This window comes from Ramlibacter sp. WS9 (assembly GCF_003797765.1).
Classification (GTDB): Bacteria; Pseudomonadota; Gammaproteobacteria; order Burkholderiales; family Burkholderiaceae_C; genus Ramlibacter.
The window spans coordinates 76,755-89,554 of sequence record NZ_RKMB01000009.1; the positions used below are offsets into that span (position 1 = coordinate 76,755).

General features: G+C 66.3%; 11 protein-coding genes. 9 read left to right on the forward strand and 2 right to left on the reverse strand.

All coding sequences use genetic code 11. The annotated features are described in order from the left end of the window. The first annotated feature begins 15 nt into the window (after positions 1 to 15). The 9 genes from EEB15_RS15195 to EEB15_RS15235 all read left to right on the forward strand — a co-directional run bounded on the left by EEB15_RS15195 (position 16) and on the right by EEB15_RS15235 (position 11,766). On the forward strand, positions 16 to 1,368 hold the full coding sequence (locus EEB15_RS15195) for an NAD(P)/FAD-dependent oxidoreductase (RefSeq protein WP_141510718.1): 1,353 nt from the start codon (positions 16 to 18) through the stop codon (positions 1,366 to 1,368). A gap of 354 nt (positions 1,369 to 1,722) precedes the next feature. Continuing rightward, complete coding sequence (locus EEB15_RS15200; protein ID WP_141510719.1) at positions 1,723 to 3,318, forward strand: alpha/beta hydrolase; 1,596 nt, start codon at positions 1,723 to 1,725, stop codon at positions 3,316 to 3,318. Positions 3,319 to 3,367: 49 nt separating this feature from the next. After that, positions 3,368 to 4,549: an acetyl-CoA C-acetyltransferase gene (locus tag EEB15_RS15205; RefSeq protein ID WP_141510720.1), complete on the forward strand. Its 1,182-nt coding sequence runs from the start codon at positions 3,368 to 3,370 to the stop codon at positions 4,547 to 4,549. Between the two features lie 123 nt (positions 4,550 to 4,672). Further along, complete coding sequence (phbB, locus tag EEB15_RS15210) at positions 4,673 to 5,419, forward strand: acetoacetyl-CoA reductase (protein WP_141510721.1); 747 nt, start codon at positions 4,673 to 4,675, stop codon at positions 5,417 to 5,419. Between the two features lie 13 nt (positions 5,420 to 5,432). After that, positions 5,433 to 6,116 carry a DUF6781 family protein gene (locus EEB15_RS15215; RefSeq protein ID WP_141510722.1) on the forward strand — a complete coding sequence of 228 codons (684 nt, stop codon included), beginning with the start codon at positions 5,433 to 5,435 and terminating at the stop codon, positions 6,114 to 6,116. A 41-nt stretch (positions 6,117 to 6,157) separates the two neighbouring features. After that, positions 6,158 to 7,519, forward strand: a complete 1,362-nt coding sequence (locus tag EEB15_RS15220) for a cytochrome ubiquinol oxidase subunit I (protein ID WP_141510723.1) — start codon at positions 6,158 to 6,160, stop codon at positions 7,517 to 7,519. Between the two features lie 58 nt (positions 7,520 to 7,577). Beyond that, positions 7,578 to 8,573: a cytochrome d ubiquinol oxidase subunit II gene (locus tag EEB15_RS15225; protein ID WP_141510724.1), complete on the forward strand. Its 996-nt coding sequence runs from the start codon at positions 7,578 to 7,580 to the stop codon at positions 8,571 to 8,573. A gap of 56 nt (positions 8,574 to 8,629) precedes the next feature. Next, entirely contained in the window at positions 8,630 to 10,411 is a 1,782-nt protein-coding gene (locus tag EEB15_RS15230; RefSeq protein WP_233259492.1) for an ATP-binding protein, read from the forward strand. Further along, complete coding sequence (locus EEB15_RS15235; RefSeq protein WP_141510726.1) at positions 10,408 to 11,766, forward strand: sigma-54 dependent transcriptional regulator; 1,359 nt, start codon at positions 10,408 to 10,410, stop codon at positions 11,764 to 11,766. Before EEB15_RS15230 ends, EEB15_RS15235 begins: the two co-directional genes overlap by 4 nt. Positions 11,767 to 11,949: 183 nt before the next feature. Here the strand turns inward: EEB15_RS15235 and EEB15_RS15240 are convergent, their stop codons facing one another. Beyond that, positions 11,950 to 12,354, reverse strand: coding sequence for a phosphopantetheine adenylyltransferase (locus EEB15_RS15240; RefSeq protein WP_141510727.1), 405 nt, complete (start codon positions 12,352 to 12,354; stop codon positions 11,950 to 11,952). A 101-nt stretch (positions 12,355 to 12,455) separates the two neighbouring features. Continuing rightward, positions 12,456 to 12,788 carry a hypothetical protein gene (locus EEB15_RS15245; RefSeq protein ID WP_141510728.1) on the reverse strand — a complete coding sequence of 111 codons (333 nt, stop codon included), beginning with the start codon at positions 12,786 to 12,788 and terminating at the stop codon, positions 12,456 to 12,458. Positions 12,789 to 12,800: the final 12 nt, after the last annotated feature.

The window sequence follows — 12,800 nt, forward strand, 5'->3', positions numbered from 1 at the left end:
CCGGAACCTTCGAGCATGAGTGCATCCTCTTCCCGTTCAGCCACCGCTTCGCCACACCGCATCGTCATCGTCGGCGGCGGGGCGGGCGGACTGGAACTCGCCACCCGGCTGGGCAACACGCTGGGCCGGCGCGGGACGGCGGAGGTGACGCTGATCGAGAAGACGCGCACGCATGTCTGGAAGCCCAAGCTGCATGAAATCGCTTCGGGCAGCATGGACATGAGCGCGCACGAAGTCGGCTACCTCGCGCAGTCGCACTGGCACCACTTCCGTTATCGCGTCGGCGAGATGATCGGGCTGGACCGCGAGCGGCGCGAGGTTCTGGTGGCGCCCTACCTCGATGAGGACGGCCAGGAAGTCACGCCGCGCCGTGTGTTCGGCTACGACACCCTGGTCATGTCCGTGGGCAGCCAGAGCAATGACTTCGGAACGCCCGGGGTGCGCGAGCACGCCATGCGGCTGGAATGCGCGGCGGATGCGCTGCGCTTCCACTCGCGCATGGTCAACGCCTGCATCCGCGCCCATGCACAATCCACGCCCTTGCGTCCGGAGCAGTTGCACGTGGCCATCATCGGCGCGGGCGCCACCGGGGTCGAGCTGGCCGCCGAACTGCACCGCACCACCCGGGAAGTGGTGGCATTCGGCCTGGACCGCGTCGATGCGGACAAGGACATCAAGGTCACGGTGATCGAAGCCGCGCCGCGGGTGCTGCCCGCTCTGCCACCGCGCCTGTCGCAGGCGACGCTGGACTTGTTGCGCAAGCTGGGCGTGGAGGTGCACACGGATGCCAAGGTGGCCGAAGTCCATCCGGGCGGCGTGCGCCTGGCGGACGGGCGCGTGCTGCCGGCCGAGTTGGTGGTGTGGGCGGCCGGGGTCAAGGCCCCGGATTTCCTGAAGGACATCGCGGGCCTGGAGACCAACCGGATCAACCAGCTGGTGGTCGCCCCGACGCTGCTGTGCACGCGTGACGAGAACATCTTCGCGATGGGCGACTGCGCTGCCTGCGCATGGCCCGAAGCCAATCAAGGCAAGGGTGGTTGGGTGCCGCCGCGCGCCCAGGCCGCGCACCAGCAGGCCTCGCACATCGCCGGGCAGATCCGGCGCCGCCTGGCCGGCAAGCCCTTGCGCGAGTACCGCTACCGCGACTTCGGCTCGCTCGTCTCGCTCGGTGAATTCAGCACGGTGGGCAACATGATGGGTGGGCTCATCGGCGGCAGCCTGATGGTCGAGGGCCTGTTCGCCCGGCTGATGTATGTCTCGCTGTACAAGATGCACGAGCTGGCCTTGCACGGCTTTCCGAAGGTGGCGCTGGACACCCTGGCGCGCCTGATCGTTCGACGCACCGAACCGCACGTGAAGCTGCATTGACATGAACGCCACCACCTTCATGGAAATAACTCGCGGGCAGCGTGGGCGGGATCAGGACGGCGGGGCACTCTGCTGCGCTCATGTCCCCCGGCGCCGGGAGGGCGCCTCCTCCTTTACTTCGCTCCGCAGAATGCCCCACCGTCCTGATCCGGACACGGCGTGGTTGTTTGGTCGCCGGATGCACCCCGACACCGAATCCGCCGAGGGCGCTGGGTGGCCGATGCAGCGAGGTAAAGGAGGAGGCGCCTCCCGCGCCGGGGGACACGAGCGGAGTCGTCCGCCCGGCGTCCTTGGCGGCGCGCACCCCGCAATGGATCACCCCCTCTCGACACCACAGACCAGGAAGCAACGAACATGACCGCACCTCCGTCCCCGTGGGATCCTGCCAACTGGATGACCGAGCTGGCGAAGGCGCAGCAGGGCATGCTGCATGCGTTCGCCACGCCGATGCCATCGTTCTTCCAGGCGGCGAACGATGCGCCGGGAACCGACCGCCGCTTCGCGGCCGACGCATGGCGCAACCACCCCGGGTTCGACGCGATGGCGCGCAACTACCTGTCGTACGCCAAGGTGCTGTGCGACTCGATCGATGCCTCGCCGGCCGATGCCCGTTCCAAGGCGCAGGCGCAGTTCGCGCTGCGCCAGGTGCTGGATGCGCTCAGCCCGGCCAACTGCCTGGCCACCAACCCAGAGGCGCTGCAGCTTGCGCTGGAGACGGGCGGCGTGAGCCTGGCCGAGGGGATGCAGCAGTTCATTCAGGACGTGGCCAAAGGCCGCATCTCGATGACCGACGACCAGGCTTTCGAAGTCGGCCGCAACGTCGCCACCACGCCCGGCAGCGTCGTGTTCGAGAACGAGCTGATGCAGCTGATCCAGTACACGCCGGCCACCGCCAAGGTGCACCAGCGTCCCCTGGTGATCGTGCCGCCTTGCATCAACAAGTTCTACATTCTCGACCTGCAGCCGGAGAACTCGCTGGTCGCGCATTCCGTGGCGCAGGGGCACACGGTGTTCCTGGTCTCGTGGCGCAATGTTTCGGCTGCGCAGGGACATCTGGGATGGGACGACTACCTGGAGCAGGGCGTGATCGCGGCCATCGACACCGCGCTCGCGATCAGTGGATCTGATCAGGTGAACGCGCTCGGCTTTTGCGTCGGCGGAACCTTGCTGGCCTGCGCGATGGGGGTGCTGTCGGCGCGCGGCGAAGACAAGGTTTCCAGCATGACGTTGCTCACCACCATGCTGGACTTCACCGACACCGGGGAGATCGGCCTGCTTGTCGACGAACAACTGGTGGCCCGGCGCGAAGCGGCCATCGGCCAGGGCGGGTTGCTGAAAGGGCGTGAGCTGGCACAAGTGTTCGCGGCGCTGCGCGCCAACGACCTCATCTGGCCCTACGTCGTCAACGGCTACCTGAAAGGCAAGGCGCCACCTGCCTTCGACCTCCTGTTCTGGAACGGCGACGACACCAACCTGCCGGGCCCGATGTACTGCTGGTACCTGCGCAACGCCTACCTGGAAAACAAGCTGTGCGAGCCGGGCGCCACGGTGCAGTGCGGGCAGGCGGTGGACTTTGGCGACATCGACGTTCCGGCGTTCCTTTATGCATCGCGCGACGACCACATCGTGCCCTGGCAGACGGCCTACCAGAGCACCGGCTTGCTCGGTGGCGACATCACCTTCGTGCTGGGCGCCAGCGGACACATCGCCGGTGTCATCAACCCGCCCGCCAAGGGTAAGCGCAACCACTGGGTCGGGAAAGTGCGGGACGAGCCGCAGGCCTGGCTCGACGCCGCCGAGTCGGTGCCCGGAAGCTGGTGGCCGGCCTGGAGCAAATGGCTCGCCAAGCATGCCGGCGCCCAGATCGCGGCGCCGAAGAAACCCGGCAGCCGCAAGTTCCCCGCTCTCGAGCCGGCACCCGGGCGCTACGTGAAAGAAAAAGCGCCATGAGGCCACCGCCCCCGTTGTCCACCCTTACCCACTGAAAGAGGAGATATCCATGTCCGACATCGTCATCGTCGCCGCCGCCCGAACCGCCGTTGGGCGCTTCGGCGGCACCCTGGCCAAGACTGCAGCCCCCGACCTGGGCGCGCACGTCATCAAAGGCTTACTGGCGTCGGCGGGCGTGCCCGGCGACGCGGTGAGCGAAGTCATCATGGGCCAGGTGCTGGCCGCCGGCTCAGGGCAGAACCCGGCCCGCCAGACGGTCATCAAGTCCGGCCTCCCGCAAGCCGTGCCGGGCCTGACCATCAACGCCGTGTGCGGCTCGGGCCTCAAGGCCGTGATGCTGGCCGCGCAGGCCGTTCGCTGCGGCGACGCCGACATCGTGGTGGCGGGCGGGCAGGAAAACATGAGCGCCGCCCCCCACGTGTTGCTGGGCTCGCGCGACGGGCAGCGCATGGGCGACTGGAAGATGGTCGACTCGATGATCACCGACGGCCTGTGGGACGTCTACAACCAGTACCACATGGGCACCACGGCCGAGAACGTGTCGAAGAAGTATGGCGTCACGCGCGAGATGCAGGACGCGCTGGCACTGGCCTCGCAGACGAAGGCCGCCGCGGCGCAGGACGCGGGGAAGTTCAAGGACGAAATCCTGCCGTTCACCATCGCGCAGAAGAAGGGCGACCCCATCGTCTTTTCGGCCGATGAATTCCTCAATCGCAAGACCAGCGCGGAAGGCTTGTCGGGCCTGCGTCCGGCCTTCGACAAGGCGGGCACAGTCACCGCCGGCAACGCATCGGGCCTGAACGACGGCGCCGCAGCGGTGCTGGTGATGACTGCGCAACGCGCGGCGGCGTTGGGACTGAAGCCCATGGCCGTGATTCGCGCCTACGCCAGCGTCGGCCTGGACCCCACCATCATGGGCATGGGCCCCGTGCCGGCTTCGCAGCTGTGCCTGAAGAAGGCGGGCTGGTCGGCGCAAGACCTCGACCTGATGGAGATCAACGAGGCGTTTGCCGCCCAGGCCTGCGCCGTGAACCAGGAGATGGGCTGGGACACCAGCAAGATCAACGTCAATGGCGGCGCCATCGCCATCGGCCATCCGATCGGCGCTTCCGGCTGCCGCATCCTGGTCACGCTGCTGCATGAGATGCGCCGGCGCGGCGCCAACAAGGGCCTCGCCTCGCTGTGCATCGGCGGCGGCATGGGCGTCGCGCTCGCCGTCGAGCGAGTATGACGCTCCCCCTCGAAGCGCCTTCGGCGCCTCCCCCTCAGGGGGCAACACCAGCGGCCCGGCAAAGCCGGATCCGCGGTGTTCGCTGGAACAGATCAAGACACAGTTTCAACAAGGAGCAATGAAATGAGCAAGCAACGCGTAGTTCTGGTCACCGGCGGCATGGGCGGCCTGGGTGAGACGATTTCCACCAAGATGGTCGATGCCGGCTACAAGGTGGCGGTGACCTACTCGCCCGGCAATGCCAAGCACGCCGAGTGGGTGGCGCAGATGAAGTCCAAGGGCTACGAGATCCTGGCCGTGCCCTGCGACGTGGCCGACATCGATTCCTGCCATGCCGCTGTGGCCGCCGTCCAGCAAAAGCTGGGCGCGGTCGACGTGCTGGTCAACAACGCCGGCATCACGCGCGACATGACCTTCAAGAAGATGGACAAGGTGAACTGGGACGCGGTGCTGCGCACCAACCTCGACAGCCTGTTCAACATGACCAAGCAGGTGGCCGACAGCATGGTCGAGCGCAACTGGGGCCGCGTCATCAACGTGTCGTCCGTCAACGGCTCCAAGGGCGCTTTCGGCCAGACCAACTACTCGGCGGCCAAGGCCGGCGTGCACGGCTTCACCAAGGCACTGGCGCTGGAAGTGGCGAAGAAGGGCGTGACGGTCAACACGATTTCGCCCGGCTACATCGGGACCAAGATGGTCACGGCGATTCCGCAAGAGGTGCTGGACTCCAAGATCCTGCCGAACATCCCGGTCGGCCGGCTGGGCAAGCCCGAGGAAGTCGCGGGCCTGATCATCTACCTCGCCTCCGAAGAAGCCGCGTTCGTGACCGGAGCCAATATCGCCATCAACGGCGGCCAACACATGCAATGAACGGCAAGACACAATGATCAAATCCGGAATCGACCAGGACGCGCTGATCGCGGCGTTCTCACAGGCCACCACCAAGCAGAGCGAGACCTTGCGCAAGACGGTGAGCGAGGCCACGCTCAAAGCCCTGCAGGGCCGCGAGCTGACGCTGGACAACATCCGCAAGGTGCTCAAGACGGTGACCGAGGCCGCCTCCGCCGGTGCGGCGCAGAACCCGGCCAAGGCCGTGGATGTCGAAGCGATGCTGGGCAAGGCCTTCACCGGCATGGATGCCGCCTTGTTGCAAGCCGTGGAAGCACAGCGCAAGGCGTTGCAGGGGTTCGTTGCCCAGGGCCTGGACTTGAAGGAGGGGAAGATGAAAGCCGCCGTGGCGCAACTGGAGAAGATGGAGGACGTCTTCTTCACCACGGTCTCCAAGGCCACGCAGGGCGCCGGCGGTACGCTGCAAGCGCCGTGGCAGCAAGTGCTACAGACCATGAAGGGCAAGGGCACCGACACGGGCACTCAGGCCGGCGCGGCGGTCGAACAGTTGGTGGAGCAGGCTCGCACGGCAGTGCGCGCGGGCCGCACCTCCGGGATGAATGCGGCGCAGGCCATGATGGACAGCTATGCATCGCTGGTGAGCGGTGTGCTGATCGGCATGTCCGAGGGTTTGCAGCCGCAGGCCAAGGCGGCCGCGGGCAGCGCACGCCGCCGCTAAAGTCATCGCGCGCCAGGTGAGATAGATAAGGGACAAGCCGCATGGACCCCATCCTCCTGGCGCGCATGCAGTTCGCGGCCAACATCAGCTTCCACATCCTGTTCCCGACCATCAGCATCGCGCTCGGCTGGACGCTGTTGTTTTTTCGCTGGCGCTGGCTGGCTACCCATGCGGGCGACTGGCTCGTGGCCTATCGTTTCTGGACCAAGGTGTTCGCGCTGACCTTCGCGCTCGGCGTGGTCTCTGGCATCACCATGAGCTTCCAGTTCGGCACCAACTGGCCGGGCTACATGGAGCAGGTGGGCAACGTCGCCGGGCCGCTGCTCGCCTTCGAGGTGCTGACGGCTTTCTTCCTCGAGGCGGGTTTCCTGGGCATCATGCTGTTCGGCCATGGGCGAGTGAGCGAGCGCGTCCACCTGCTGGCGACCTTCTTCGTTGCCTTCGGCACCACGCTCAGCGCGTTCTGGATCCTGGCCTTGAACTCGTGGATGCAGACACCGGCCGGGCATGAAGTGATCGCCGGGCAATTCCATGTGAAGAGCTGGTTCGACGTGGTGTTCAATCCGTCATTTCCCTATCGGCTCGTGCACGTGCTGCTGGCCTCGGCGCTCACGGTGGCCTTCTTGCTCGCAGGCATCAGTGCGTGGCAGGTGCTGCGCGGCTGCATGAACATCTCGACGCCGAAGGTGCTGCGCGTGGGCCTCACGCTCGGGGCCTTGCTGATTCCCGTGCAGATTTTCGTCGGCGACCTGCATGGCCTCAACACACTCAAGCACCAGCCGCAGAAGATCGCCGCGATGGAAGGCGTGTGGCAGACCACCCGCGGCGCGCCGCTGTTGCTGTTCGCGCTGCCCGATGGGCAGGCGCGCACGAATCACTTCGAGATCGCCGTCCCGAAGCTGGCCAGCATGATCCTCACGCACGACCCCGACGGCGAGATCAAGGGGCTGGACGATTTCCGTGACCGCCACCCACCGGCTGCGCCAATGTTCTTCGCATTTCGCACCATGGTCGGCATGGGCATGCTGATGCTGGCGGCCAGCTGGACGGGCTGGTGGCTCTACCGCCGCCGCGGGTGGCAGGCGCAGCGGCTGCCGCGCTGGCTGCTCTGGGGCCTGGCGGGCATGACCTTTTCGGGCTGGGTGGCGACGCTGGCCGGCTGGTACGTGACCGAGATCGGGCGCCAGCCCTACATCGTCTTTGGCCTGCTGCGCACGGCCGATGTGGCTTCCGCCGTGCCGGCGCCGATGATCGCGCTGACGCTTGCCAGCTACATCGCGATGTACCTCGCGTTGATACTCGCCTACGTCGCGGTCATCAAGTACATGGCCGAGAAACCTTGGGATGTGCTCGACCCGGCGACCGACGTTCCGGTCGCGGTCGTCGGTGGGAGCATGGCATGAGCCGCCGGGCCGCTCCCAAGGCTCATAGCACCGCAGCCCGCAGGGCGGAGGTTTCCTGATGACTTTCGACGAATCCCTGCCGGTCATCTTCATGGCGCTGATGGGCGTCGCGATGTTGCTGTACGTGATCAGCGACGGCTACGACCTCGGCGTGGGCATGCTGCTGCCGCGCGCCACAGCCGCCGAGAAAGACGTGCTCATCGCCTCCATCGGGCCGTTCTGGGATGCCAACGAAACCTGGCTGGTGCTGGGCGTCGGCATCCTGCTGGTCGCTTTCCCCAAGGCGCATGGCCTCGTGCTGGGCGAGCTGTACCTGCCGGTGGCGTTGATGCTGGTGGGTCTCACGCTGCGCGGCGTGGCGTTCGACTTCCGCGTCAAGGCCAAGGCCGACCACAAGCCGATGTGGGACCGCATGTTCTTCACCGGTTCCACGCTCGCCGCCGTGGCGCAGGGCTGGATGCTCGGCCGCTACATCAGCGGGTTCGGCGAAGGCTGGAACTACCCGCTCTTCGCCGCGGCCATCGCGGCGGCTTTGCCGATGGCGTACGTTCTGCTCGGGGCCGCCTGGCTGGTGATGAAGACAGAAGGCGAGTTGCAGCAAAAGGCCATCCATTGGGCCAAGCTGGCGTGGGGCCCCATGGTGGTCGGCCTGGGCCTGATCTCGCTGGCCACGCCCTGGATCAGCGCCACGGTGCGCGAGCGCTGGTTCACGCTGCCGGCGGTGATCGCGTTGATGGCCATTCCGCTGGTCACGGTGGCGGCTCTGCTGACGGTGCGCCGCCTGCTTGACACGCGCATGGTCCGTGGCCCGCTGTGCTGGCTGCCTTTCGTGCTGCTGATCGGCGTGTTCGTCCTGGGCTTTCTCGGGCTCGCTTACAGCCTGTATCCGTACGTCGTGATCGATCGCCTGACCATCTGGCAGGCTGCCAGCAGCCCGGCAGCGCTGAAGGTCATCCTGTTCGGCGTTTGCATTTCAGTGCCGGTGATTGCGGCCTATACGGTGTTCGCGTACCGCGTATTTCGCGGCAAGGCGACGGAGCTGAAGTACGCATGAATGCGTATTTGTTGCCCCGAGAACGGGGCATGCTTCGTGGCACACTGGCTCCGACTTTGCCTGGAGCCAAAATCATCACCCCGAACGCCGCCAGCCGGGGCGAGACCGGCGTGAAGCGCTGGCTTACCCGCACCCTGACCTGGATCGCATCGCTCGCGATCATCGGCGCCGCCGCGCTTGCGGCCCACGATGCGGCCATGCGTTCGGGCATCGATCGCCTGCGCGGTGCAGCCGGCCATCGGCTCGACATGGTGGGCGCGGGCCTGGAGAGCGACCTGGCGCGCTTCGAGTACTTGCCGTCGCTGCTGGAGATGACGCCCAGCGTTTTCGCGCTGCTCGACGCGCCCGCCAACCCCGCGCTGCGCGATCAGGTCAATCGCTACCTGCAGGGCGTCAACGTCACGGCTGGCGCTTCCAACCTGTATGTGCTGGACCGCTCCGGCATGGCCCTGGCCGCGTCGGACTGGAAAGAGTCGGGCACGCCGGTCGGCACGGACCTCTCGTTCCGCCCCTATGTCAAGCAGGCCCTGGCGCAGGGACGCGGCCGCTTCTATGGCGTGGGCATCACGAGCAAGCGCGCCGGATACTACCTGTCCTACGCCCTGCGGCAGCAGGGCCTCCCGCGAGGGATCGCCACCGTGAAGGTCGACCTGGAGGAAGCAGAGCGTGCGTGGAAGAACCTTCCCGGCGACGTGGTGCTGGTCGATGAACGCGGCGTCGTGATCCTGTCGTCCCGCGACGAGTGGAAGTTCAGGCCGCTGGCGCCACTGGCGTCCTCCGTCCTGGCGGAGATCGCGAGCACGCGGCCCTACGGCGACGCGGCGCTCAGGCCGCTCGATTGGCGCGCCGGCTACCTCACATCCGAACGGCCATTGCGCCGCACCGATTGGCGCCTGATCGCCCTGGACGACGTGGCCCCTGTCGCCGCCGAAGCGCGCAACCTTGCGATCACAGCCGCGCTGGGCACGTCGGTGCTGCTGCTGCTGGTCACGGTGCTGTGGCAACGGCAGCGGGCCGTGCGCTACAAGCTGGCCAACCGCGCGGCCCTACAGGCCGCGCACGACAGCCTTGAAACCAAGGTCGTGGCCCGCACCGCCGAGCTGCGCGCCATGCAGGCCGAGCTGGTGCATGCTGGCAAGATGGCGGCGCTGGGCCAGATGTCGGCTGGCATGGTGCATGAACTCAATCAGCCTTTGGGCGCCATGCGCATGCTGTCGGACAACGCTTGTGTGCTGCTTGAACACGACAGGCTCGACGATGTGCGCAGCAACCTCGAGCGCATCGCCCACCTCGTCGATCGCCTCGGGCGTCTGACCCACCAGCTCAAGGCCTTCGCGCACAAGGGCGGCCCTTCGGGCGAGGCCGTGAACGTGCGGCAGGTGATCTCCAATGCGCAGTTCCTGGTGTCGCAGCGCTTGCGCGACAACGGTGTCGAAATGATCGTGGAGGTGCCGGACGGGCTGGCCGTGATGGCAGAGGATGCACGGCTGGAGCAGGTTCTCGTGAACTTGCTGGGCAACGCCATCGATGCCGTGTCCACGTCTGCCGCGCGGCGCGTGCGGGTCGTGGCCGCTGCTTCGGACATCGCAGGCGGCAACTGCAGGATCCAGGTGTGCGACACCGGCCCCGGAATCCGCGCCGACATCCTGCCGCGCTTGTTCGAGCCGTTCATCACCAGCAAACCAGCGGGCGCGGGGCTGGGATTGGGCCTGATGATTTCGGCGCACATCCTGCGCGAGTGGGGCGGCACATTGCGAGCCCACAACATGGACGACGGGGGCGCATGCTTCGCGATCGAATTGACGCAAGCGGTGACGCAAGAGGAAGTTTTTGAATGAGTGATGCAAAGCAGATCAGGGTGATCTTTGTCGACGACGACAGCGACATGCGGCTGGGCAGCACCCAGGCGCTGGAACTGGCGGGGCTGAAAGTGGACGGCTTCGCGAGCGCCGAGGAAGCGCGCGCGAGCGTTCATGCGGGCGTTCCGGCGGTGGTCGTGTGCGACGTCCGGTTGCCCGGCATGGCGGGCACCGATTGGCTCAACGAGGTCCGCGCCATCGACGCGGAGCTCCCGGTGATCTTGATCACGGGGCACGGCGATATCGCAATGGCGGTGCGGGCCATGCGGCAGGGCGCGTATGACTTCATCGAGAAGCCGTTCTCCTCCGAGCACCTCGTCACGGTGGTTCGCCGCGCCGCCGAGAAGCGCCACCTGGTGCTGCAAGTGCAGGCGTTGCGCGACCAGCTGGAGAACTGGCACGGCATCCAGGCGGTCCTGCTCGGGCGCTCGGCGCAGATGCAGAACGTGCGGCGCATGGTGCTGAACCTGGCGGCTACTTCGGCCGACGTGGTGATCTATGGCGAGACCGGCACCGGCAAGGACATGGTTGCCCGCTGCCTGCACGATCACAGCGACCGGCGCCGCGCCAACTACGTGCCGCTGAACTGCGGCGGCCTGCCCGAAGCGCTGGCCGAAAGCGAACTGTTCGGCCACGAAGTCGGCGCTTTCACCGGCGCGACCCGCGTGCGCATCGGCAAGTTCGAGCACGCGCATGGCGGCACGCTTTTCCTGGATGAAATCGAGAGCATGCCCATCGCGGTGCAGATCAAGTTCCTGCGGGCCTTGCAGGAGCGCAGCATCGAGCACGTCGGCTCCAACAAGCCCATCGCCGTGGATTGCCGCGTGATCGCCGCCGCGAAGGAGGACCTGAAAGTCCTGAGCGACAAGCAGAAATTCCGGGCCGACTTGTACTACCGCATCGGCGTCGCCTTCATCGAGCTGCCGCCGCTGCGCGAGCGCCGGGAAGACATCCCCTTGCTCTTCGAGCACTTCGTGTTGCTGGCGGCCAGCCGTTACCAACGAGCCGCCCCCATGCTCACCAGCGCTCAACTCGGCGAACTGATGGCCCATGCCTGGCCCGGCAATGTTCGGGAACTGCGCAACGTCGCCGACCGCTTCGTGCTGGGGCTGTTCGGCGACCGGATGAACCTGACGGCGGGCAGCCACGCCGCGGCGAGCAGCCTGCCCGAGCAGGTCGAGCAGTTCGAGCGCTCCATGATCCAGGAGGAACTTCGGCGCCACCGGGGCGATGTGGGCACGAGCGCCAAGGCGCTTGGTGTTCCGAAGCAGACGCTCTACGACAAGATGCGGCGGCTGGGAATTTCGACGGAAGATTTCAAGCTGGAGAGCTGAGGTTGCGCATCGCGGTAGCGGAACGTGCCCATCGCCCGCGCCGCGATCTCGCCATAGGCGAGCGGCTCATGGCCGGCGCCGGCATGCGAACTGCGGCGCTTTCGCCAGTTCCATTTTTCCCACCCCCAGATTCGGGAGACACTGTCCGCCAAATCGTCCGGCAGGCTCTCGCGGTGCGAGCTATCAGCGCACAGGTCTTTCGACCGATAAGGCCGCCGTCGCTGTGGCCGCGTGGGCGACCGCCGCAATCAAAAGTAGCGCCAGCGCAAGCCAGTCCGCGCGGACGACCGTTGCCAAGGCGTCGTTGTAGGAACTGGACAACTGCGCGAGCACCAGGAAGGAGGCGACGCTCACGGACCCGATCACCAAGGCAAGGCGCTGCAGTTCCGGGCGGATGGCCGCGTACGCCAGCAAGGCCGCCAGGAGCCCGAAGAGAACGGCTCGATGCCGCAGCAACAGTTCAAGGTTCGGGTCTTGAACCGTGATGCCGTAGAGTTGTGAGAGCTTGGCGGCCCCAAGCATGCCGAGGACGGGCAATGCGTGGATAACTGCGACCAGGATGAGGACGGCCGGGACGACAAAGCGCATGGTTCAACCCTTCGAAGCGATGCTGGGTTGTACCGCGAGCCTTCGCGAAAGGCGATGACCTGGGAGGTAAAGGAACAGGGTCTTCGACTCACACTCGCAACTCAGTGCGGATAGTCGTGCGCCTCGGTGATGTGGTGGTGAATGCGGCCATCGAAGTAGCGCGCCAGAACCGACTCGGTCGCCGCCTTTGCCGCTGCACGTTCCGGACTGGCCAGAGCCGTGTCAACTGCGGCTCGATCCGCGTAGCTGATAGCAAGGATCAAAGGCAGCTCCGGGGCGCCGTCGTCGCGCTCATTGGAAAAACTGACCCGAACTGCGAGAGCGCCTGGAAACGCATTCCAGTGAGGGAGGACTTCGGCCAGGACGGCGGCACGAAAGGCTTCTGTCTGTCCCTCGTGGACAGAGCCTTCGAAAAGGGCGTAGCGAGTGATCATGGGGTGGGGTCC

Excerpts from the sequence above, each read along its gene's own strand:
- phbB (WP_141510721.1), top strand. The coding sequence starts at position 4,673 with ATGAGCAAGCAACGCGTAGTTCTGGTCACCGGCGGCATGGGCGGCCTG.
- EEB15_RS15240 (WP_141510727.1), bottom strand. The coding sequence starts at position 12,354 with ATGCGCTTTGTCGTCCCGGCCGTCCTCATCCTGGTCGCAGTTATCCAC.
- EEB15_RS15225 (WP_141510724.1), top strand. The coding sequence starts at position 7,578 with ATGACTTTCGACGAATCCCTGCCGGTCATCTTCATGGCGCTGATGGGC.
- EEB15_RS15245 (WP_141510728.1), bottom strand. The coding sequence starts at position 12,788 with ATGATCACTCGCTACGCCCTTTTCGAAGGCTCTGTCCACGAGGGACAG.
- EEB15_RS15215 (WP_141510722.1), top strand. The coding sequence starts at position 5,433 with ATGATCAAATCCGGAATCGACCAGGACGCGCTGATCGCGGCGTTCTCA.
- EEB15_RS15195 (WP_141510718.1), top strand. The coding sequence starts at position 16 with ATGAGTGCATCCTCTTCCCGTTCAGCCACCGCTTCGCCACACCGCATC.
- EEB15_RS15220 (WP_141510723.1), top strand. The coding sequence starts at position 6,158 with ATGGACCCCATCCTCCTGGCGCGCATGCAGTTCGCGGCCAACATCAGC.
- EEB15_RS15235 (WP_141510726.1), top strand. The coding sequence starts at position 10,408 with ATGAGTGATGCAAAGCAGATCAGGGTGATCTTTGTCGACGACGACAGC.
- EEB15_RS15200 (WP_141510719.1), top strand. The coding sequence starts at position 1,723 with ATGACCGCACCTCCGTCCCCGTGGGATCCTGCCAACTGGATGACCGAG.
- EEB15_RS15205 (WP_141510720.1), top strand. The coding sequence starts at position 3,368 with ATGTCCGACATCGTCATCGTCGCCGCCGCCCGAACCGCCGTTGGGCGC.